Source organism: Nocardia niwae NBRC 108934 = DSM 45340 (assembly GCF_001613465.1).
Classification (GTDB): Bacteria; Actinomycetota; Actinomycetes; order Mycobacteriales; family Mycobacteriaceae; genus Nocardia; species Nocardia niwae.
In genome coordinates, this window is the sequence record NZ_BDCK01000003.1 from 143,564 (window position 1) to 162,337 (window position 18,774).

The 18,774-nt window shown below is 67.9% G+C and carries 18 protein-coding genes; 7 read left to right on the forward strand and 11 right to left on the reverse strand.

The features are described from left to right. The first annotated feature begins 138 nt into the window (after positions 1–138). The 3 genes from NNI01S_RS02525 (at position 139) to NNI01S_RS02535 (ending at position 3,741) form a co-directional block, all read left to right on the forward strand. A complete protein-coding gene (locus tag NNI01S_RS02525; RefSeq protein ID WP_063017049.1) occupies positions 139–1,068 on the forward strand; it encodes an acyl-CoA dehydrogenase family protein in 930 nt (309 codons plus the stop codon). A gap of 826 nt (positions 1,069–1,894) precedes the next feature. Next, positions 1,895–2,896, forward strand: coding sequence for an ATP-binding cassette domain-containing protein (locus NNI01S_RS02530; RefSeq protein WP_063017051.1), 1,002 nt, complete (start codon positions 1,895–1,897; stop codon positions 2,894–2,896). Next, positions 2,893–3,741 (forward strand): ABC transporter permease, encoded by an 849-nt coding sequence (locus NNI01S_RS02535; protein ID WP_063017053.1) that lies wholly within the window; start codon positions 2,893–2,895, stop codon positions 3,739–3,741. The genes NNI01S_RS02530 and NNI01S_RS02535 overlap by 4 nt, the downstream gene beginning before the upstream one ends. Before the next feature lie 16 nt (positions 3,742–3,757). Here NNI01S_RS02535 and NNI01S_RS02540 read toward each other — a convergent pair whose 3' ends face one another. Further along, positions 3,758–3,970: a hypothetical protein gene (locus tag NNI01S_RS02540; protein WP_063017055.1), complete on the reverse strand. Its 213-nt coding sequence runs from the start codon at positions 3,968–3,970 to the stop codon at positions 3,758–3,760. A gap of 107 nt (positions 3,971–4,077) precedes the next feature. On the opposite strand from NNI01S_RS02540, the gene NNI01S_RS02545 reads away from it, so the two are divergent. After that, positions 4,078–4,605 (forward strand): peptidylprolyl isomerase, encoded by a 528-nt coding sequence (locus NNI01S_RS02545; RefSeq protein ID WP_281180594.1) that lies wholly within the window; start codon positions 4,078–4,080, stop codon positions 4,603–4,605. A 4-nt stretch (positions 4,606–4,609) separates the two neighbouring features. Further along, complete coding sequence (locus tag NNI01S_RS02550) at positions 4,610–5,482, forward strand: rhomboid family intramembrane serine protease (RefSeq protein WP_063017059.1); 873 nt, start codon at positions 4,610–4,612, stop codon at positions 5,480–5,482. Between the two features lie 55 nt (positions 5,483–5,537). Here the strand turns inward: NNI01S_RS02550 and NNI01S_RS02555 are convergent, their stop codons facing one another. Further along, positions 5,538–6,023 carry a PH domain-containing protein gene (locus NNI01S_RS02555; protein WP_063017061.1) on the reverse strand — a complete coding sequence of 162 codons (486 nt, stop codon included), beginning with the start codon at positions 6,021–6,023 and terminating at the stop codon, positions 5,538–5,540. 91 nt (positions 6,024–6,114) lie between these two features. Then, a complete protein-coding gene (gene crgA, locus NNI01S_RS02560; RefSeq protein ID WP_039803465.1) occupies positions 6,115–6,378 on the reverse strand; it encodes a cell division protein CrgA in 264 nt (87 codons plus the stop codon). A gap of 97 nt (positions 6,379–6,475) precedes the next feature. Between crgA and NNI01S_RS02565 the strand changes: the two genes are divergently transcribed. Further along, on the forward strand, positions 6,476–7,120 hold the full coding sequence (locus NNI01S_RS02565; RefSeq protein WP_063017063.1) for an aminodeoxychorismate/anthranilate synthase component II: 645 nt from the start codon (positions 6,476–6,478) through the stop codon (positions 7,118–7,120). Next, positions 7,117–7,797, forward strand: coding sequence for a RibD family protein (locus NNI01S_RS02570; protein ID WP_063017065.1), 681 nt, complete (start codon positions 7,117–7,119; stop codon positions 7,795–7,797). Before NNI01S_RS02565 ends, NNI01S_RS02570 begins: the two co-directional genes overlap by 4 nt. A 200-nt stretch (positions 7,798–7,997) precedes the next feature. Here NNI01S_RS02570 and NNI01S_RS02575 read toward each other — a convergent pair whose 3' ends face one another. The 8 genes from NNI01S_RS02575 to NNI01S_RS02610 form a co-directional block, all read right to left on the reverse strand. Continuing rightward, complete coding sequence (locus NNI01S_RS02575) at positions 7,998–8,417, reverse strand: CBS domain-containing protein (RefSeq protein ID WP_063017067.1); 420 nt, start codon at positions 8,415–8,417, stop codon at positions 7,998–8,000. Between the two features lie 106 nt (positions 8,418–8,523). Next, the gene (gene pknB, locus NNI01S_RS02580; RefSeq protein WP_063017069.1) at positions 8,524–10,425 is read right to left on the reverse strand and encodes a Stk1 family PASTA domain-containing Ser/Thr kinase; all 1,902 of its coding nucleotides are present in this window, start codon (positions 10,423–10,425) and stop codon (positions 8,524–8,526) included. Then, positions 10,422–11,942, reverse strand: a complete 1,521-nt coding sequence (locus tag NNI01S_RS02585) for a protein kinase domain-containing protein (RefSeq protein ID WP_063017071.1) — start codon at positions 11,940–11,942, stop codon at positions 10,422–10,424. The genes pknB and NNI01S_RS02585 overlap by 4 nt, the downstream gene beginning before the upstream one ends. A 37-nt stretch (positions 11,943–11,979) precedes the next feature. Continuing rightward, positions 11,980–13,446 (reverse strand): peptidoglycan D,D-transpeptidase FtsI family protein, encoded by a 1,467-nt coding sequence (locus tag NNI01S_RS02590; protein ID WP_063017073.1) that lies wholly within the window; start codon positions 13,444–13,446, stop codon positions 11,980–11,982. Then, the gene (locus tag NNI01S_RS02595) at positions 13,443–14,927 is read right to left on the reverse strand and encodes an FtsW/RodA/SpoVE family cell cycle protein (protein WP_063017075.1); all 1,485 of its coding nucleotides are present in this window, start codon (positions 14,925–14,927) and stop codon (positions 13,443–13,445) included. The genes NNI01S_RS02590 and NNI01S_RS02595 overlap by 4 nt, the downstream gene beginning before the upstream one ends. Next, entirely contained in the window at positions 14,927–16,420 is a 1,494-nt protein-coding gene (locus NNI01S_RS02600; protein ID WP_063017077.1) for a PP2C family protein-serine/threonine phosphatase, read from the reverse strand. Before NNI01S_RS02600 ends, NNI01S_RS02595 begins: the two co-directional genes overlap by 1 nt. After that, complete coding sequence (locus NNI01S_RS02605; protein WP_063017079.1) at positions 16,417–16,884, reverse strand: FHA domain-containing protein FhaB/FipA; 468 nt, start codon at positions 16,882–16,884, stop codon at positions 16,417–16,419. The genes NNI01S_RS02600 and NNI01S_RS02605 overlap by 4 nt, the downstream gene beginning before the upstream one ends. Positions 16,885–17,089: 205 nt before the next feature. Beyond that, the gene (locus NNI01S_RS02610; protein ID WP_063017081.1) at positions 17,090–18,484 is read right to left on the reverse strand and encodes an FHA domain-containing protein; all 1,395 of its coding nucleotides are present in this window, start codon (positions 18,482–18,484) and stop codon (positions 17,090–17,092) included. Between the last annotated feature and the right edge of the window lie 290 nt (positions 18,485–18,774).

The following is an 18,774-nucleotide window of genomic DNA, read 5'->3' on the forward strand; positions in this document are numbered from 1 at the left end:
CTCCCCAGGAGCGCCCGCTTCCTGCGTTCGTATCCGTGGCGCGTCCGGGTGCCACGGTGTGCATCCGTAGCCGGATCCGGAAGGGCCCGCGGGGCGTAGTGAGCCATTCACGAGTCGCCGCTCGGTTACCGTGCTGAGGTGGATACTCTGCTCGACTTCCTGCTGACCGAGCCGGTGGCGGCCGCGCCGCTCGACGATGTCGCCGCGGCGTGGACCCGGCATCGAGTAGCGGCGAACCGATTCGACCAGCCGGTAGAGGTCGCGATCGCGGGCGGCTTCGGCGCCGACCGGCTCGGGTTCGCCTTTCTGTCCGGCTACCAGGAGGCGCTGCGGACGCTGATTCCGGATCTGCCGGACGACTACCTGGTCGCGATGTGCGCCACCGAGGAGGGCGGCGGTCACCCCGCGGCGATCCGCACCAGGCTCACCGAACGGGACGGGATCTGGCGGGTAGACGGTGTGAAGTCGTTCGCGACCATGGGCTCCTTCGCGCGACAGCTGGTCGTGATCGCCAGCGTCGGCACGGCGGCCGATGGACGAAATCGGCTGCGCGCCTGCATCGTCGAGGCGAGCGAGGCCGGGGTGCGCCTGGCCGATCATCCCGCGCTCGCGTTCGCGCCCGAGGTTCCGCACGCTTCGGTCGTGCTGGCCGATGTGCCCGCGCTGGTGCTCCCGGGCGACGGGTATCTGGACTACCTCAAGCCGTTCCGGACGATCGAGGATATTCACGTGCTGGCCGCCACTCTCGGCTGGCTGGTGCGGGTGGCGCGGGCGTCGGGCTGGCCGCGCGAGAGTCTGCAACGGCTGCTGACCCTGGTGGCCGCCGTGCGCGGCCTGGATATCGATGCGCCGGCTTCGCCGGGTGTGCACATCGCCCTCGGCGGCGTCTTCGCGTCGTTCGGTGAGCTGGTGACCGAGCTGGAGCCGTTGTGGCAGACCGCGGACCAGGTCACCGAGCAGCGATGGGAACGGGACCGTCCATTGCTCGCCACCGCCGGGCGGGTGCGTGGGCAGCGGCTCATCGCAGCGTGGCGAGCGGTGGAACCGGGAGACGACCGGGCGGAATAGGGCGCTCGACCTGTCCCGGAAATGGGGAGCGGGCCTCGGCGAAGGGGGGGAGTTAGCCGAGGCCCGCGTAGGGTCGGCCCGGGGGGGAGGGGCCGACGAGAACGATGCTACTCGATGATCTGCGATTGTGTGTGCGGGGGGACGGCGACGTTCCAAGTTTTTTCGGGTCGGCTTACTTTTGGCCGACCCGGAGCGATCGCGGCGGGGCGACCGATGGTTCGCGCCGTAGCGGGCCGTTGGCTTGTTATTTGCCAAATACGTTGGCGAACAAGCTCTTACGTGCGCTATTGCCGCTGTGACCTGCCTCGTCGCGGGTCGGCGCGGAACATGCCGACCAGTCGCCGCGCAACGAATCCACGGCGCCTCCGGGCGTGTCGGCGCGCCGGTCGCGGCTACTCCGCGTGTCGCCCGATTCCGCGCGAGACCCGAATTGTGTCGTACCTCGATGCGAACATGCGTTCGTGTCCATCGACTCGACCGTCCGCACGCGGCGCATGCGATCCTCGCGCGAGCCCGCATTCGAATCTTCGCGATCCGAGTACGGGGTCTGCTCGATTCGGGTAGTGCGCTACGCGCGCTCCGATAGCCCGGCCCGCGGGATCATCGAACCGGTCGCATTCCGATCCGGTACCCCCGAGCACCACTGGGTCGGAATGCGGCCTTCTGGCGTGGCCCGAGCCGTCCGGTCGTGGCGGAACAATTCGGATGAAATTGTCGGTGGCCCGGGCAATACTGACTCGGTATCGGCCGGTCATCCGATCCAGTGCATCGATCGGCGCTCGGCGGCCCACGAATTCACATCGAACTCAGCAACCTCAGGAGAATCATGCCCGACGCAATAGTCGCCGAGGGTCTGGTCAAAAGATACGGCCAGCTGGTGGCCCTCGACGGACTCGACCTGCGCGTCCCCGAAGGCACCGTTACCGCACTGCTCGGACCCAACGGCGCAGGTAAGACCACTACCGTCCGGGTGTTCACCACCCTGCTCGTGCCGGACGCCGGGCATGCGACGGTCGCGGGAATCGATGTGCTGCGCGATCCGCAGGCATTGCGGTCCCGCATCGGGGCGTCAGGGCAGTACGCCGCGGTCGACGAATATCTCACCGGTTTCGAGAATCTGGAAATGGTGGGACGTCTCTATCACATGGGCGTCCAGCGGAGTAAGGAACGCGCGCGCGAATTGCTCGAGCGATTCCGGCTCACCGAGGCCGCGGACCGGCCGGTCAAGGGCTACTCCGGCGGCATGCGCCGTCGTCTCGACCTGGCGGGCGCGTTGGTCGCCAATCCACCCGTCCTGTTCCTCGACGAGCCGACCACCGGTCTGGATCCCCGGGCCCGTCTCGACCTCTGGGACGTCATCGAGGAACTGGTGGCGGGCGGGACCACGTTGCTGCTCACCACGCAGTACATGGAGGAGGCGGATCGCCTCGCCGATTCGATCGCGGTGATCGATCACGGCAAAGTCATCGCGAAAGGCACCGCGGACGAACTCAAGACCATGGTCGGCGGCGACCGCATCGAGCTGACCGTCGATCGCGCCGACAATCTCGCGACGGCCGAGGCCGCGCTGAAGAGCCTGGCCGACGGCGATATCCATCTCGAGCCGGGGTTGCGCCGGATCATCGTTCCGGTCGCCGACGGATCGCAAGCCTTGGTGGAGGCCGTCGGGCGGTTGGCCGAACACAGCGTGCAGATCCACGATGTCGGTCTGCGCCGCCCGTCCCTGGACGACGTCTTCCTCACCCTCACCGGCCACGAGGCGGAGATGATCACCGACGGTGGCGCGACGAACGCCGAGCTGGAAGCTACGGAAGGAACGACCCGATGACCGCGACGGCCCCGGTCCTCGCACGGCCCTCACTGGGCGCGCGACTGTCCATAGTGGTCAGCGACAGCGTGACCATCGCGAAACGCAACGTCATCAAGATCAAGCGCGTGCCCGACGTGCTGATCTTCTCCACGTTGTCGCCGATCATGTTCGTGTTGCTGTTCGCCTACGTCTTCGGCGCGGCCATCGATGTGCCCGGTCTCTCCGGCGGCTATCGCGAATTCCTCATCGCGGGCATCTTCGCGCAGACCGTGGTGTTCGGCGCGACCTTCACCGGGGCGGGCCTGGCCGAGGACATGCAGAAGGGCATCATCGACCGATTCCGCTCCCTGCCGATGGCCTCGTCGGCGGTGCTGGTCGGCCGCACGGTCAGCGACGTGGTGATCAACGTGGTCAGCTTGACGGTCATGTCGCTGACCGGTCTGATCGTCGGCTGGCGGATCCGCGGCTCGTTCCTGGACGCGGTGTTGGGCTACATCCTGTTGCTGCTGTTCGCCTACGCGGTGTCCTGGATCATGGCCGTGGTGGGCCTGCTGGTGCGGGCGCCGGAGGTGTTCAACAACGCGAGTTTCATGGTGATCTTCCCGCTCACCTTCATCGCCAACACCTTCGTCCCCAGCGACAAGCTGCCCACCGGCCTGCGAGTGATCGCGGAATGGAATCCCGTATCCGCGCTCACCCAGGCGACGCGGGATCTGTTCGGCAACACCAGCCCGCTGGCGCCGACGTCCGATGCCTGGTCGCTGCGGCATCCGGTGATCACCTCCCTGGCCTGGGTGGTGGTGATCCTGGTGGTGTTCGTGCCGCTGGCCCTGCGTCAGTACAAGAAGACCGTCAGTCGCTGATCTTGTGACGCCCGTGTCAGCGCTCGTGCTCCGCGCCGGCTCCCGATACCGGGGTCGGCGCGGAGCCGTTGCGGGAGTATCCGATGCGCGGCGGCGCGGGGGCGGGTTCCGGCTGCTGCGGCCGCCGGGTGCGGACCAAATAGGCCACGCCACCCGCCAGCGCGACGGCGGCCGCGAGGATGAGCCGGTTACGTGAACGCGAAGAGACATGCAGGCGCCCCGAGGTCATGGGGACCACTGTATGCACAGCCCGGCGATTCGCGCAGGAGGCCCAGCTCACAACCCGGTCCGGCCCAGTTCCGCGGCCTTGTCGCGGACCGTGGCACGATGGGCGGCGTGACCTCACCGAATCAGACATCCGTGGCAACGCTGCACACGAATCACGGCGATATCAAGCTTTCGCTTTTCGGTAACCACGCGCCCAAGACGGTCCGCAATTTCCTAGGTCTCGCCGACGGTTCGGCGCCGTACACCACCGCGAACGCCAGTGGCGGTAGCACCGGTCCGTTCTACGACGGCGCCCTGTTCCATCGCGTGATGGCCGGGTTCATGATCCAGGGCGGCGATCCCACCGGCACCGGTCGTGGCGGCCCTGGCTACGAGTTCGGCGACGAGTTCCACCCCGAGCTGCGGTTCGACCGGGGTTACCTGCTGGCGATGGCCAACGCGGGGCCCGGCACCAACGGCTCGCAGTTCTTCATCACCGTCGGCCCACAACCGCACCTCAACCGCAAGCACACCATCTTCGGCGAAGTGGTGGACCCGGATTCCAGGAAGGTCGTCGACACGATCGCGACCACCAGGACCGATCGCAACGACCGGCCGCTGGAGCCCGTCGTCATCACCAAGATCACGATCGAATGAGGCTATGAATCCCCAGCCGCCCGCACCTACGTGCGTCCGCCATCCGAATCGTCCCACCGGCCTGGCCTGCACGCGGTGCGGGCGGCCGTCCTGTGCGGAGTGCCTGCGCCCCGCGGCCGTCGGCCAGCACTGCGTCGACTGTCTGCGTGCAGAACATCGCAGCGCCGCGCCGGTGCGGACGGTCTCGGGCGCAGCGGCGGCTCGAACGTCCGCTCCCTATGTGACCTACGCGCTGATCGCGATCAATGTCGTGATCTACGCGATCACCGCGGCCCAGGCCAAGAGCCTGATGGACAACCAGCTCGGCTCCGCGCTGTTCATCGACTGGGTGCTGTACGCACCGGCGGTCGCCGACGGCGAATGGTGGCGGGTGCTCGGTTCCGGTTTCCTGCACTACGGCCCGATCCATCTGCTGCTCAACATGTTCGCCCTGTATGTGGTGGGCCGGGATGCCGAGTTGGTGCTCGGCCGGTTGCGCTATCTGGCGGTGTACCTGGTCTCGCTGCTCGGCGGGTCCGCCGGGGTCATGCTGTTCGCGCAGAACAGTCTCACGGCGGGTGCGTCCGGCGCGGTGTACGGCCTGTTCGGTGCGATCACGGTCATCCTGATCCGTCTGCGGCAGAACCCGAATCAGATGCTCATCATCATCGGCATCAACGTCTTCATCAGTTTGTCGCTGCCCGGCATCTCGCTCTGGGGCCATCTGGGTGGTCTGGCCGCCGGCACGCTCGCGACCCTCGGCATCCTGTTCCTGCCGAGCTGGCTGCGCGTGCGGACTCCGCAAGCGGCGCGCACCGTCGGCTGGGTGGCGGTGGCGCTGGTCGCGTTCGCGGCGCTGGCAGCGGTGGTTGTGAGCGCGATCACTTCGTCTGTCTGACAGCGGGATTCGCTTCACGTGAAACATACGGATCGGCGGCGGCCCGAATGTCTCGTCAGCGGGTCTTGTCCTCGGTGAGCCCCATCGCAGCGACCAGGTCCTGATAAACGAACTCGGGGTTGGCGCCGAGATCCCAGCGGCCGAAGATAAGCAGCCGTTCCGCCCCATCGTGCAGGACGTCGAGCTCCAGCATCGGCATCTTGCGGCCGAGACGCCGGTAGCTCACCACGCGGGCGCGAACGATCTGATCCGGGGGGTACTCGTCCGCGCCCGTCAGTGTGCGGACCACCATGCGCGGGCGCTCGCCGGCCGGCACGGACAGCCGGGGACGTTGGCGGAAGCCGAGCCCGGCAAGGGCGAGCAGACCGACGGCCGCGAGTCCCACGAGCAGGCGGCTCGCGGCCTCGGTGGTGACCGCCGCGGCGACGGCCAAGGCGACACCGCCCACGGCGACCGCGACGAGCGCGGGCGTCGGCGTAGTCCAGGCCAGACTCGGCTCGTCACGGTCCGGTGGACCGGGGACGGAGCGCTTCGGACTCACGGCACCCCCCAATCGCTCCTCGAGTTGTCCACAGGCTCATCCACAGGTGTGCATGAATGACACGTCTGTAATCCGGGCCGATGCCGCCTGGTCAGCGCCAGCGCATCGTCATGATCAAGCCCACCACCATCAGGCCGAAGCCGATCAGGAAGTTCCAGGCGTTGAGGTCGTTCATCCAGCTGATCTGCTCGGCCGCCAGGTAATAGACGAGCAGCCACGCCAGCCCGGCGAGCATGAACCCGAGCATGATGGCGACGTACCAGACCGGCGAGGGCCCAGCCTTCACCTTCACCGGGGTCCGGCTGGCGGGGTTGATCGTGTAGTCGGTCTTCTTACGGACCTTCGACTTGGGCATGACGTCCTCGTATTCGGCGTGCAGGTCGTGGTGTCTAGGCTATCCCAACAGGTAATGGATGCGACGCGGTGCCGTGCGGGGACGTAATCTCGATGCCATGCGTGTTCTGGTCGTCGACAATTACGACAGCTTCGTCTTCAACCTGGTGCAATACCTGGGCCAGCTCGGTGTCGACGCTGTCGTGTGGCGCAACGACGATCCGAATCTGGCCGACGTCGGCGCGGTTGTCCGCGATTTCGACGGCATTTTGATCAGCCCGGGTCCCGGTACCCCCGACCGCGCGGGCGCGAGTATCCCGCTCGTGCGCGCCTGCGCGGAGCAGAGTGTTCCGCTGCTCGGCGTGTGCCTCGGCCACCAGGCGATCGGCGAGGCATTCGGCGCCACCGTCACCCGGGCTCCGGAATTGCTGCACGGGAAGACGAGCGAGGTATTTCACATCGGCGCGGGCGTGCTGGCCGGGCTGCCGGACCCGTTCACCGCCACCCGGTATCACTCGCTCACGGTGCTGGAGGAGACCCTGCCGAACGAGGTCGAGGTGCTCGGACGCACGGAGAGCGGGATCGTGATGGCCATGCGTCATCGGAGCCTGCCCATCCACGGTGTGCAGTTCCACCCGGAATCGGTGCTGACCCAGGGTGGGCACCGGATGCTGGCGAACTGGCTCGGCGTGTGCGGGGAGCGTCCGGCGGAGGGTTTGGTGCGGGCGCTGGAGGCGGAGGTCGCCGCGCTGGTGCTGCAGTGACCCGTCCGCATGTGCTGCTGTCGGTCGCGGTGAGCGTCGACGGGTACATCGACGACGCGGGTCCCGAGCGGCTGCGCTTGTCCGGCGCCGCGGACTTCGACCGGGTCGACCAGGTCCGGGCCGACTCCGATGCGATCCTGGTCGGCGCGCAGACCTTGCGCAGTGACAATCCGCGTTTGCTCGTCGACAGTGCCGATCGCAGGGCGGCACGCGTCGCTGCGGGCAAGCCTGAGTATCCGTTGAAGGTCACCCTCTCCGCGAGCGGTGAACTCGATCCCGCGCTGCGGTTCTGGCACCACGGCGGCGACAAGCTCGTCTACACCACCGCGGCGGGCGCGGCGAACCTCACCGCCCGGCTGGCGGGACTGGCCGAGGTCGTGGATCTGGGTGCCGATCTCGACTTCGGTACGCTGCTGGACGATCTGGGCCGACGGGGCGTCCGCCGTCTCATGGTGGAGGGCGGCACCCGCATCCATACCGCGTTCCTCGCTGCCGATCTGGCCGACGAACTGCACTTCGCCGTGGCCCCGATCCTGGTGGGCGACGTCGCGGCTCCACGCTTCCTCGACCCGGCCGATTTCCCGGGCGCGCCCCACCGCAGGATGCGGCTGGCGGGAGTGATGCAAGTCGGCGACGTCGCCGTGCTGCGATATCTGCCGAAGGCCGACCGGACCTGACGCCGGAGTCGGCCCGCGCCGAGGGCGCGACGCACCGCGGACGGCGATCCACCGTCCGCGGCCGAGCGTCGGCTCACACGGCGCCTCGAGCGCACTGTGCGATTCCCGCGCGCTCGTAGGAACCCACAGCGATGGCTTCGTCGAAGCGCAGCTCGTCCGCGAGGGCGGCGTGGGTACCGCCCTGCGCGCCGCTTCGAAATCTAAGGACGCCCGTAAACGGCGGTCACGAACTCGCCGAGCTGGTTATCGTCCAGATGCCGGGCCAGGTCCGCTTCGCTGATCATGCCGACCAGCCGCTTGTCTTCGATGACCGGCATGCGTTTGACCCTGTTGCTTTCCATTTCATCGAGGACTTCCTCGATATCGGCGTTGGCATCGACCCACCGTGGCGTCGCTTCGCACAGTTCCTCGACACGGCACTCGGCGGGGGTCTTGCCTCGGGCGATGCACTTCACCACGATGTCGCGATCGGTGATGATGCCGCACATCCGCTCGTTCTCATCCGAGACGATCAAGGACCCGACGTCGAGTTCGGCCATGGTGCGCGCGGCCTGATCAATGGTCGTGTCCTTCGGAATCCACTGAACGCCCGGTTTCATGATGTCCCTGGCAGTGGTCATGAGCTACCTCCTCGTGCTCAGCTGCGCTGATTGGGATGGAGCAGCATCATTCTCCCGCAATTCACACCGGATGGTCTCGTTTTCCGGATACCGGCGGCGACGCCGGTCACGGCGGGCCGAGCACCCCCACGCCGACCAGGATGGCGCTGTTCTTCTGGATCGAACTGCCCGCGGACGGTTGCTGGCTGAGGATGCGTCCGACATTGCCCGCGTCGAAGGTGCCCTGCGGAGATTGACTGATCTGGCTGGTGCTCCCGGACCAGCCTTCCGCGCGCAGCTTCTCCACCGCCTGCGAGACGGTGAGGCCGATCAGCGACGGCATCTTCAGATCACCGGCGGACACCTGGACGGTGACCGTGGAACCCTTCTCCGCGTTGCTGCCGCCGGCCGGACTGGAGGCGACCACCTCACCCTTGGGCTTGGAGGACTGCACCTCTTGGACGACGACCTTGAAGCCGTTGCCCTCGATGTTCGGCTGCGCCACATCGATCGACTGGCCGACGACGTAGGGCACCCGCACCGACTCCGGCCCGGTGCCGACCGTGACGATGACTTCCCAGTCGATGTCCACCTTCGAACCCGGAGACGGGTTCTGCTCGATCACCTGGTCCTTCTCGGCGGTGCTCGACGGTTTGCGCTCGATGTTCGGATTGATCCGCAGGCCCTTGGAGTTCAGCACCTGCTCGGCCTGCTCCTGGGTCAGCCCGGTCAGCTTCGGCACCTGGACCTGCGCGGGCCCGGAGGACACCTGGACAGTGACGGTGCTGCCCTCATCGATCCGGGAGCCGCCGAGGGGCTGGGTCGCGATCACGTTGCCGGTCGCGACCTTGCCGTCGGGCTTCTGCTGGATCGCCACCGTGAAGCCGAGCTTCTGCAACGCGTCCTGCGCCTGCTGCGAGGACTTGTTCGACAGGTCGGGAACGGCCACTTGGTCCGGTCGGCTACCCGGGCCCAGCAGCACCCAGAACAGAGCGAACGCCGCGGCGACGGCCGCGGCGACGCCGATCGCGATATAGGCGGTCCTGCGCCCGCCGTTCGGCTCGGCCGGATCCTGCTCGGCGGTGTCGTCGTGCCGCTCGACCGTGCGGTAGGTGCGCGGCTGGGGTTCGTCCGCGCCCATGATGGTGGTGCGGTCCTCGTCGGTCATCACCATGGGCGCGCTGGGCTTCTGACCGCCGAGCACCCGGATCAGATCGGCGCGCATCTCGGCGGCGGTCTGGTACCGGTTGGCCGGGTTCTTGCTCATCGCCTTGAGCACGACCGAGTCCAGCTCGCGCGGGACGCCGGAGTACACATGCGAGGGCAGTCGCGGATCCTCCCGGACGTGCTGGTAGGCAACCGCGACCGGTGAGTCGCCCGTGAAAGGCGGCTCGCCGGTGAGGATTTCGAACAGCACACAGCCGACGGAGTAGACATCCGAGCGCGCGTCCACCGTTTCGCCGCGGGCCTGTTCCGGCGAGAGGTACTGCGCGGTGCCGATCACCGCCGCGGTCTGGGTCATCGGATTGGAGCTGTCGGCGATCGCGCGCGCGATGCCGAAGTCCATCACCTTCACCGCGCCCGACCGGTTGATCATGATGTTGGCGGGCTTCATGTCGCGGTGCACGATCCCGGCTTTGTGGCTGAAATCCAGGGCGGCGCAGACGTCCGCGATGATCTCCATCGCGCGGCGCGGCGGCAGCGGTCCCTTGCCGCGCACGATGTCACGCAGCGTGTCACCGTCGACGTACTCCATGACGATGTAGGGCAGCGGGCCGCCGTCCACCTCGGCCTCGCCGGTGTCGTAGACCGCGACGATGGCCGGATGGTTGAGCGCGGCGGCGTTCTGCGCTTCGCGCTTGAACCGCAGGTAGAACGTGGGGTCGCGGGCCAGGTCCGCCCGCAGCACCTTGATCGCCACGTCCCGGCTCAGCCGGATGTCGCGCGCCTTGTGCACCTCGGACATACCGCCGAACCCGATGATCTCGCCAAGCTCGTAGCGAGACGAGAGATTCTTCGGGGTCGTCATGGCAGTCCTTGCGAAGGAGTAGCGGACCCGTTGCGGGTGGCCGAAGGCCCCCGGGCGCCGGGAATCTCGGGGAAGGGGAGATCGAGGGTGGGGACGCGCGGCCGGGTGGACGTGGCGGTGGGCGCGGTGGTGGTCGGCTTGGTGGTGCTCGGTGCCGTGGTGGTGGTCGGCGGGGTGGTCGTCGTCGGCTCCGGTGTCGTGGTCTTCGGCTCGGTGGTGGTCGGCTCGTAGGTCTCGGTCTCCACCGGCGCGGGCGCGGGCTTGGGGGTGGTCGTGGTGGCCACCGGCGGCGCGGGCTTGGGATTCGGCGCGAACGTCGTGGTGGGCGACGGTGTCGAATCCGGGTTGGTGTCGCCGCCGAACAGCAAGAAGATCGTGAGCGCGCCGAGCAGCACGGCGCCGATGCCCAGACCGGCCAACCACTTCTGGGTCGAGGTGAACCGATTGCCGTCGCCGGGCGGTGGACCGCCCGCCGCGCCACGGCTGAGCACGGTGGCCGGAGCCGCGATGGTGCCCGCGCGATTCGCCGCGTTCACCGCGCCCGCCGCGGGCGTCGAGTAACGGACCGTCGCACCGTCGAAATCGGATGGCGTGGAAGGGATCACGGCGGTCGGGCCGGGCGGGAGGACCCGCGTGGCGCCGGTCAAGGGGGCGGCGGGGTGGGCGCCGCTCGGCGGCGGCGGACGCCGGCCCGCGCGCACCGCGGCGACCGCGTCGGCGAACTCACCGCCACTGGCGTACCGGCGCGCCGGATCCTTCTCCATCGTGATCTCGACCAGTTCGCGCACGTTGCCGGGCAGATCGGCCGGCATCGGGGGCGGTGTCTCGCGCACGTGCTTCATCGCGACGGTGATCGCGCCGTCGCCGGTGAACGGCCGCTGTCCGGCCAGCACTTCGTAACCGACCACGGCGAGCGAGTAGACGTCGCTGGCCGCGGTGGCGTCCTCACCGACCGCCTGCTCCGGCGCGATGTACTGGGCAGTGCCCATCACCATGCCGGTTTTGGTCACCGGGGAGGCGTCCACCGCCTTGGCGATGCCGAAGTCGGTGATCTTCACCTGGCCGGTGGGGGTGACCAGAATGTTGCCCGGCTTCACGTCGCGGTGCACCACGCCCGCGCGATGGGCCACCTCCAGCGCACGGCCGGTCTGCTCGAGCAGGTCGAGGCCCTGGGCCACCGACAACCTGCCGAGCCGGTTGAGCACGGTGTTCAGTGGCTCGCCCTGGACGAATTCCATGACCAGGTAGGCGATCTCGCTGCCCTGCGGGTCGATGGTCTCGCCGTAGTCGTAGATCCCGGCGATACCGGGATGATTCAGCTGGGCGGTGGTCTTCGCCTCGGTGCGGAATCGATGCCGGAAAGTCGGGTCGGCCGAGAACTCCGATTTCAGCACCTTGACCGCGACCCTGCGGTCCAGCCTGGTGTCCAGCGCTTCCCAGACCTGGCCCATGCCGCCGGTCGCGATCAGTCGCTGCAGCCGGTACCGGTCGGCGATCATCGCACCGTTGTTCAGCATCGAGGTCCCCGTACCTTCACTCGCACATCCATATCGTTCAGCCCCCTCGAAGACCGGCGTCGAGAACCGCGCGAGCCACCGGCGCGGCGACCGACCCACCGGTCGCGGCAAGCGCTCGGTCCCCACCGTTCTCCACGATCACCGCGATGGCGATCTTCGGGTTCTGCGCGGGGGCGAACGCGATGTACCAAGCATGCGGCGGCGTGTTGCGCGGGTTGGTCCCGTGCTCCGCGGTGCCGGTCTTGGACGCGATCTGATAAGGGGTCCGGTTACCTCCAGCGGTGTTGCCCTCCGACGCGATCATCAGATTGGTCACGGTCGACGCTACATCGGCGCTGACGGCTTGGCCGACCGAGACCGGCTTGGTCTTCGACAGCTCGCTCAGATCCGGACCCTGCAACTGATCGACCAGGTAGGGCTCCATCCGGACGCCGCCGTTGGCGATGGTCGCCGCGACGACCGCGTTCTGCAGCGGGGTCAACGCCACGTCGCGCTGTCCGATGCTGCTCTGGGCCAAGGCGGCGTCGTCGGAGATCGGCCCGACGGTGCTTTCCGCCACCGGCATCGGGATCCCCCGGTGCGGGCCGACCCCGAACGCGGCCGCTTCGTCCTTGAGGCTCGCGGCGCCCACCTTGATGCCGAGTTCGGCGAAAGCGGTATTGCACGAGCGGCGGAACGCTTCGAGCAACGAAGCGGTCGGGTTCGGACCGCACGTGGTGCCGTTGTAATTCTCCATCGGAGTGCTGGTGCCGGGCGGTGTGAAGGTCGGCGCGGCGGTGAACTGGTCGTCGGGCGTCGCGACGCCGTTGGCCAGCGCGGCGGCGGTGACCACGACCTTGAAGGTGGACCCCGGCGGATAGGTCTGCGAGATGGCGCGATTCAGCATGGGATGGTTCGGATCCGCGCTCAGCGTTTCCCACGCCTGGGTGCCGCGCGCGCCGTCGTGCCCGGACAGCAGGTTCGGGTCGTAGCTCGGCGTGGACACCATGGTGAGGATCTTGCCGGTGCTCGGCTCGATTGCCACCACCGAACCGGTGTAGCCCTTGCTGGTCATCTGGTCGTAGGCGACCTGCTGCATCAGCGGATTGAGCGTGGTGAGCACGTTGCCGCCGCGTGGATCCCGGCCGGAGATGAGGTCGACGAGGCGGCTGCCGAAAAGCTGGCTGTCGGAGCCGTTGAGCACCGAGTCCTCGGCGCGTTCCAGTCCGGTGCTGCCGTACTGCATCGAGTAGAAACCGGTGGCGGGCGCGTACGCCGCCGGCTCGGTCGGATAGGTGCGCAGGTACTTGTAGCGATCGTCGGTGGCGACGGAGCTGGCCAGCACGGTGCCGCCCGCGGAGATCTGTCCGCGCTGGCGGGCGTACTCGTCCAGCAGCACCCGGGAGTTACGTGGATCGGAGCGCAGGTCGTCGGCCTTGATCACCTGTACGTAGGTGGCGTTGGCCAGCAGTGCGACAACCATCACCATCACCGCGACCGCGACTCGGCGTAGTGGAGTGTTCATGTCAGCGGCCCCGCCTCCGGTCGTCCGCCATCGCGCCGCAGCAGTTCGGTCTGCGCGTCGGCGATCGGCGCCGGTTCCTTCTTCCGCGCCGGAGCGGGTGCGCGGGCGGCGTCGGAGACCTTGATCAGCAACGCCAGCAAGGCGTAGTTGGCCAGCAGCGAAGATCCGCCGTAGGACATGAACGGGGTGGTGAGACCGGTCAGCGGAATCAGCTTGGTGACGCCACCGACCACTACGAACAGCTGGACTGCGATGGTGAACGCCAAGCCGGCGGCGAGCAGTTTGCCGAAGCTGTCGCGCACGGCGAGTGCGGTGCGCAGACCGCGCACCACGAAGACGAGGAACAGCACCAGGACCGCGGCGAGCCCGATCAGCCCGAGTTCCTCGCCGATGGTGGTGACGATGAAGTCGGTCTTGGCGAAGGGCACCTGGCTGGGCCTGCCGCTGCCCAAGCCGGTCCCGGCGAGTCCGCCGGTGGCCAGACCGAACAGCGACTGGGAGATCTGGTAGCCGGTGTTGTTGTAGTCGTCGAACGGGTGCAGCCAGGTCTCCACCCGGACCCGAACGTGGCCGAACAGCTGGTAGGCGAAGACGAAACCGAGGGCGAGCAGCCCGCCGCCGATGACCAGCCAGCCGACCCGTTCGGTGGCGATGTAGAGCATCACGAGCACCGTGCTGAAGATCAGCAACGAGGTGCCGAGGTCCTTCTCGAACACCAGCACGCCGATGCAGACGATCCAGACGGCCAGGATCGGGCCGAGGTCGCGGCCGCGCGGGAACTCCATGCCCAGCACGTGGCGCCCGGCGGCGGTGAAGAGTTCACGCTTGGCGACCAGCACCGACGCGAAGAAAATGATCAACAGGATCTTCGCGAACTCACCCGGCTGGACGCTGAACCCGGGCAGCCGGATCCAGATCTTCGCGCCGTTGGTCTCGGAGAACTGGCTGGGCAGCAGCGCCGGGATGGCGAGGGCGACCAGGCCGATCAGGCCGAGGGTGTAGCTGTAGCGGGCGAGGGTGCGGTAGTCGCGCAGTGCGATCAAGAGCGTGATGAAGACGAGCGTGCCCAGCGCGGTCCACAGGATCTGCTGAGTGGCGTCCGGAGACGGGGTCGCCCACGAGTTGTAGGCGGCGGTCTGCTGGTCGGCGAGGTCGAGCCGATGGATCAGCACGAGGCCCAGTCCGTTGAGCAACGCGACGATCGGCAGCAGCAGCGGATCGGCGAACGGAGCGAACCGTCGCACGGCCAGGTGCGCCACCGCGAACAGGGCCAGGTACGCGAAGCCGTATTTGGCGATATCCCAGGTGATCGACTGCTCTTGACTGGCCTCGACCAAGAAGAGGGACACGGTGGTGATCACCGCTGCGGCCGCGAGCAGCAGCAGTTCGACGTTTCGTCTGGTGCTCGGCGGTGGCGCGGGAGCGAAGCCGCCCGGGGGACTGGGAAAAGCTCCAGCCGACGGCGGTGCCGGCGCGGACATCAGTCCGTCACCCGGCAGTTCTCCCCCGCGGTCTGGGGACTGGGTGACGTGCTCGACGGCGGGGCAGGAGTCTCCGACTTCGTCGGTGTCTTGATCTCGGGGCCCCTGGCGTCACCCTGTTCCGGCGCCGGTGCGGGCGCGGCGGTGGCAGGTGCCGGCGAAGCACCGTTGGGCGCGGGCGGTGCGGTCTCGGCCGGCGGGACGACCCCGGGCTGCGGCGCCGCTTCCTTGACCGGGCACGGCGGCAGCAGTTCTCGCTGGGCGAGGTAGGTCATCGAGTCCCTGGCCTTGTCCAGCGAACCCGGCGGTAATCCCTTGTCCACCTGATCGCGGCCGGTCTGCTTCAGATCGCTGACCTTCAACGGCTTGCACGCCGAGGGCGCGTCCGCGCCGGGCTCGGTCAAGGTGAGTTCACCGTTGCGGGTCACGCACCCGACCAGGTTCACGTCATGGATCGAGTAGCCGAGGATCGACCCGGGCAGCCCGCGCAGGATCACCACCGAACCGTCGTCGGCGCCGACGTAGTAGTTGCTGCGGATCATCTTGTAGCCGACCACGAGCCCCACGCAGACGGCGACGACCAGTGCCAGCGCGAGCACGATCCAGCGCAGCCGGTGCGACTTCTTCGCGGGCGGCTCGGGCGCGGCGGCGGCTCGGCGCGGAGCGGCGCGCGGCGGTCGCAGCGCGGAGGCCCGGCCCGCGGCGGTGTTCGGCGGAGGCGTGTCCTCGTCGACGCCGGACGCGGCGCCCGCCACGATCGGGTGGCTCTGGCCGTAGTCCAGATCGATGACGTCGGCCACGACGACGGTGACGTTGTCCGGGCCGCCGCTGCGCAACGCCAGCTCGATGAGCCGGTCGGCGCACTCGTCGGTGCTGCCCTCGCGCATCGTGTTCGCGATGGTCTCGTCGCTGACCACGTCGGAGAGCCCGTCGGAGCACAGCAGATAGCGGTCACCGGCGCGCGATTCGCGCATGATCAGCGTCGGCTCGATCTCGTTGCCGGTGAGCGCGCGCATGATCAGCGAACGCTGCGGGTGCGTGTGCGCCTGCTCCGGTGTGATCCTGCCCTCGTCGACCAGCGACTGGACGAATGTGTCGTCGCGAGTGATCTGGGCGAGCTCACCGCCGCGCAACAGGTAAGCGCGGGAGTCGCCGATGTGCACGAGGCCGAGCTTCTTGCCCGCGAACAGGATTGCGGTGAGCGTGGTGCCCATGCCGTCGAGTTCGGGCTCCTCCTCGACCTGATCGGCGATGGCGGCGTTGCCTTCTCGGGTCGCCGCGTCGAGCTTGCCGAGCAGATCGTCGCCGGGTTCGTCGTCGTCGAGGTGGGCGAGCGCGGCGATCATCAACTGGGACGCGACTTCTCCCGCGGCATGGCCACCCATGCCGTCGGCGAGTGCGAGCAGCCGGGCGCCCGCGTACACGGAGTCTTCGTTGTTGCCTCGGACGAGACCGCGGTCGCTGCGCGCTGCGTAGCGGAGAACAAGTGTCACGATCGCAGCTCGATCACTGTCTTGCCGACACGAACGGGCGTGCCGAGTGGAACACGGACGGCGGTGGTGACTTTCGCGCGATCGAGGTAGGTGCCGTTCGTCGAGCCGAGGTCTTCCACGTACCAGTCGTCACCACGCGGAGACAGTCGCGCATGCCTGGTCGAGGCGTAATCATCGGTGAGCACCAGCGTGGAATCGTCCGCACGCCCGATCAGCACCGGTTGGGTGCCGAGCGAGATGCGGGTGCCGGCGAGTGAACCCTGAGTCACCACAAGAAATTTGGCGCCCTTCTGGCCCCGGCTGAAGGACGGCAGCACCGCGGCACCGCGTGGGGCCTTGGGCTGGATCCGAATGCCGGATGCCGCGTAGATGTCGCTGCGCAATGTGCGCAGCACAGCCCACACGAACAACCACAACAGCAGCAGGAACCCCGCACGGGTCAGTTGCAGGATCAGTCCCTGCACGGCGCTCCACCTCCTGTTCGACCGTGTACGTCGGTGCCGTAGGTGCGGTTCGACCACCCCCACCAGCCTGCTGGTCTTGCCGGCCCCTGGGTCGGCGCCGCGCGTGTGTTGGCAGCATCATAGGGCCGTCGGTCGATTTCGATCACGATACGACCGACGAATCCCTCGAGAGCCATGTCGTGACCTGCACCGCGAGCTTACGGGATCAGACGATGCGGATCAGGATCTCGGAGTGCCCGGCACGGATGACGTCGCCGTCGGCGAGCTGCCAATCCTGCACGGGGGAACCGTTCACCAGGGTGCCGTTGGTCGAGCCGAGGTCGGACAACATCGCGGTCTGCCCGTCCCAGCGCACCTCGATGTGCCTGCGCGAGACGCCCGTGTCGGGCAGGCGGAAGTGCGCGTCCTGGCCGCGGCCGATGATGTTGCTGCCTTCCCGCAGCTGGTAAGTCCGGCCACTGCCGTCGTCCAGCTGGAGGGTCGCCGAGTAGCCCGAACCGGCCTGCGGCGCGGCGCCGTATCCTTGCCCGCCGGCGTAGCCCTGGGGCGCGCCATACCCTGGTTGCTGAGAGTATGCCTGGCCGTAGCCGCCCTGCTCATCCTGACCGTAGCCGCCCTGGTCGGCGTAGTTCTGATCGCCGTACCCCGGATCGGTGTAGCCGGACTGGCCGTACCCGGGCTGACCGTAGCCCTGCTGGCCGTAGCCCTGGTCGGCGTAGCCCTGCTGGCCGTAGCCGGAATCGCTGTAGCCCTGCTGGCCGTAGCTCTGATCGGCATAACCCTGCTGGCCGTAAGCCTGGTCGCCGTAGCCTTGCTGGCCGTAGCCGCGGTCGGCATAGCCGCCCTGCTGGCCGTAACCCTGCTCGCCGTAGCCGCCCTGCTGGCCGTAGCCCTGGTCGGCGTAACCCTGCTGGCCGTAGCTCTGGCCGCCTTGCGGGTAGTCGTAGCCGTTCTGGTAGTCGCCGTAACCCTGCTGTGCGTCCGGAGCCTGGTAATCGGCCCCATACGCGCCGCCGCGGCCGTAGTCGTCGCGGTACGCGCCGTTCTGCGGACCGCCGCGACCGGCAGGCGGTGGAGCGTACCCGCGGTTGCGTGGATCGGACTCCGCGGGCTCACGGCTCGGGTCGTAGCCTGAGTTCTGCGTCATGGGGCCAGCTCCTGGTTGCGGGTTTGCAGGTCGTTGTGGCGGTGATTCGGGGCCGCGAGCCGCGCTGGCTCTGTGTCCTACGTCGGGATCGACGCGGCCACTCGCCCTGAACTGTCCGGTGTGCAGCGTAGGTGATGCCTCGAACGCCACGTGTACTTCGCCGTAGGTCTGCCAGCCTTGATCGCGGATGTAGTCCTGTAGATGTTTGGCGAACGCGCGGGTGGTGAGGTCGTGGTCGGCATCCAACTGCTGGTGATCGGAAGTGTTGATCGTGATCACATAGCTGTTGGGCGCAAGCAGATGGCCGCCGCCCAGGTCCTGGACATGGTCGGTGGCCTCGCGTTGCAGCGCGGCCTCCACCTCCTGGGGGACGACACTGCCGCCGAACACTCGGGCGAACACGTCACCGACGGCGCCTTGCAGGCGACGCTCGAATCGCGAAACGATGCCCATCTCGGCCTCCCTTCGGTACGCGTCTCTTCCTGATTCGTAACAACGACACGCGTGTATGGCGTGTCGCTAATCGACCACGTTCATTGCATGATATCCACGATCGTCCACACCTGTAACTCTTGGCGACGGCCCCGGGTTCCCGGGCCCGTTCAGCCCCCCAGTCAGGCCTCTGAAATGGCGATTTCGTATCCGGCGCGGGGCCGTGATACTGTCTCCCAGTCGCTCGGGCGAGTGGCGGAATGGCAGACGCGCTGGCTTCAGGTGCCAGTGTCCTTCGGGACGTGGGGGTT

Excerpts from the sequence above, each read along its gene's own strand:
- NNI01S_RS02530 (WP_063017051.1), top strand. The coding sequence starts at position 1,895 with ATGCCCGACGCAATAGTCGCCGAGGGTCTGGTCAAAAGATACGGCCAG.
- NNI01S_RS02535 (WP_063017053.1), top strand. The coding sequence starts at position 2,893 with ATGACCGCGACGGCCCCGGTCCTCGCACGGCCCTCACTGGGCGCGCGA.
- NNI01S_RS02540 (WP_063017055.1), bottom strand. The coding sequence starts at position 3,970 with ATGACCTCGGGGCGCCTGCATGTCTCTTCGCGTTCACGTAACCGGCTC.
- NNI01S_RS02550 (WP_063017059.1), top strand. The coding sequence starts at position 4,610 with ATGAATCCCCAGCCGCCCGCACCTACGTGCGTCCGCCATCCGAATCGT.
- crgA (WP_039803465.1), bottom strand. The coding sequence starts at position 6,378 with ATGCCCAAGTCGAAGGTCCGTAAGAAGACCGACTACACGATCAACCCC.
- NNI01S_RS02565 (WP_063017063.1), top strand. The coding sequence starts at position 6,476 with ATGCGTGTTCTGGTCGTCGACAATTACGACAGCTTCGTCTTCAACCTG.
- NNI01S_RS02575 (WP_063017067.1), bottom strand. The coding sequence starts at position 8,417 with ATGACCACTGCCAGGGACATCATGAAACCGGGCGTTCAGTGGATTCCG.
- pknB (WP_063017069.1), bottom strand. The coding sequence starts at position 10,425 with ATGACGACCCCGAAGAATCTCTCGTCTCGCTACGAGCTTGGCGAGATC.
- NNI01S_RS02585 (WP_063017071.1), bottom strand. The coding sequence starts at position 11,942 with ATGCTGAACAACGGTGCGATGATCGCCGACCGGTACCGGCTGCAGCGA.
- NNI01S_RS02590 (WP_063017073.1), bottom strand. The coding sequence starts at position 13,446 with ATGAACACTCCACTACGCCGAGTCGCGGTCGCGGTGATGGTGATGGTT.
- NNI01S_RS02595 (WP_063017075.1), bottom strand. The coding sequence starts at position 14,927 with ATGTCCGCGCCGGCACCGCCGTCGGCTGGAGCTTTTCCCAGTCCCCCG.
- NNI01S_RS02610 (WP_063017081.1), bottom strand. The coding sequence starts at position 18,484 with ATGGGCATCGTTTCGCGATTCGAGCGTCGCCTGCAAGGCGCCGTCGGT.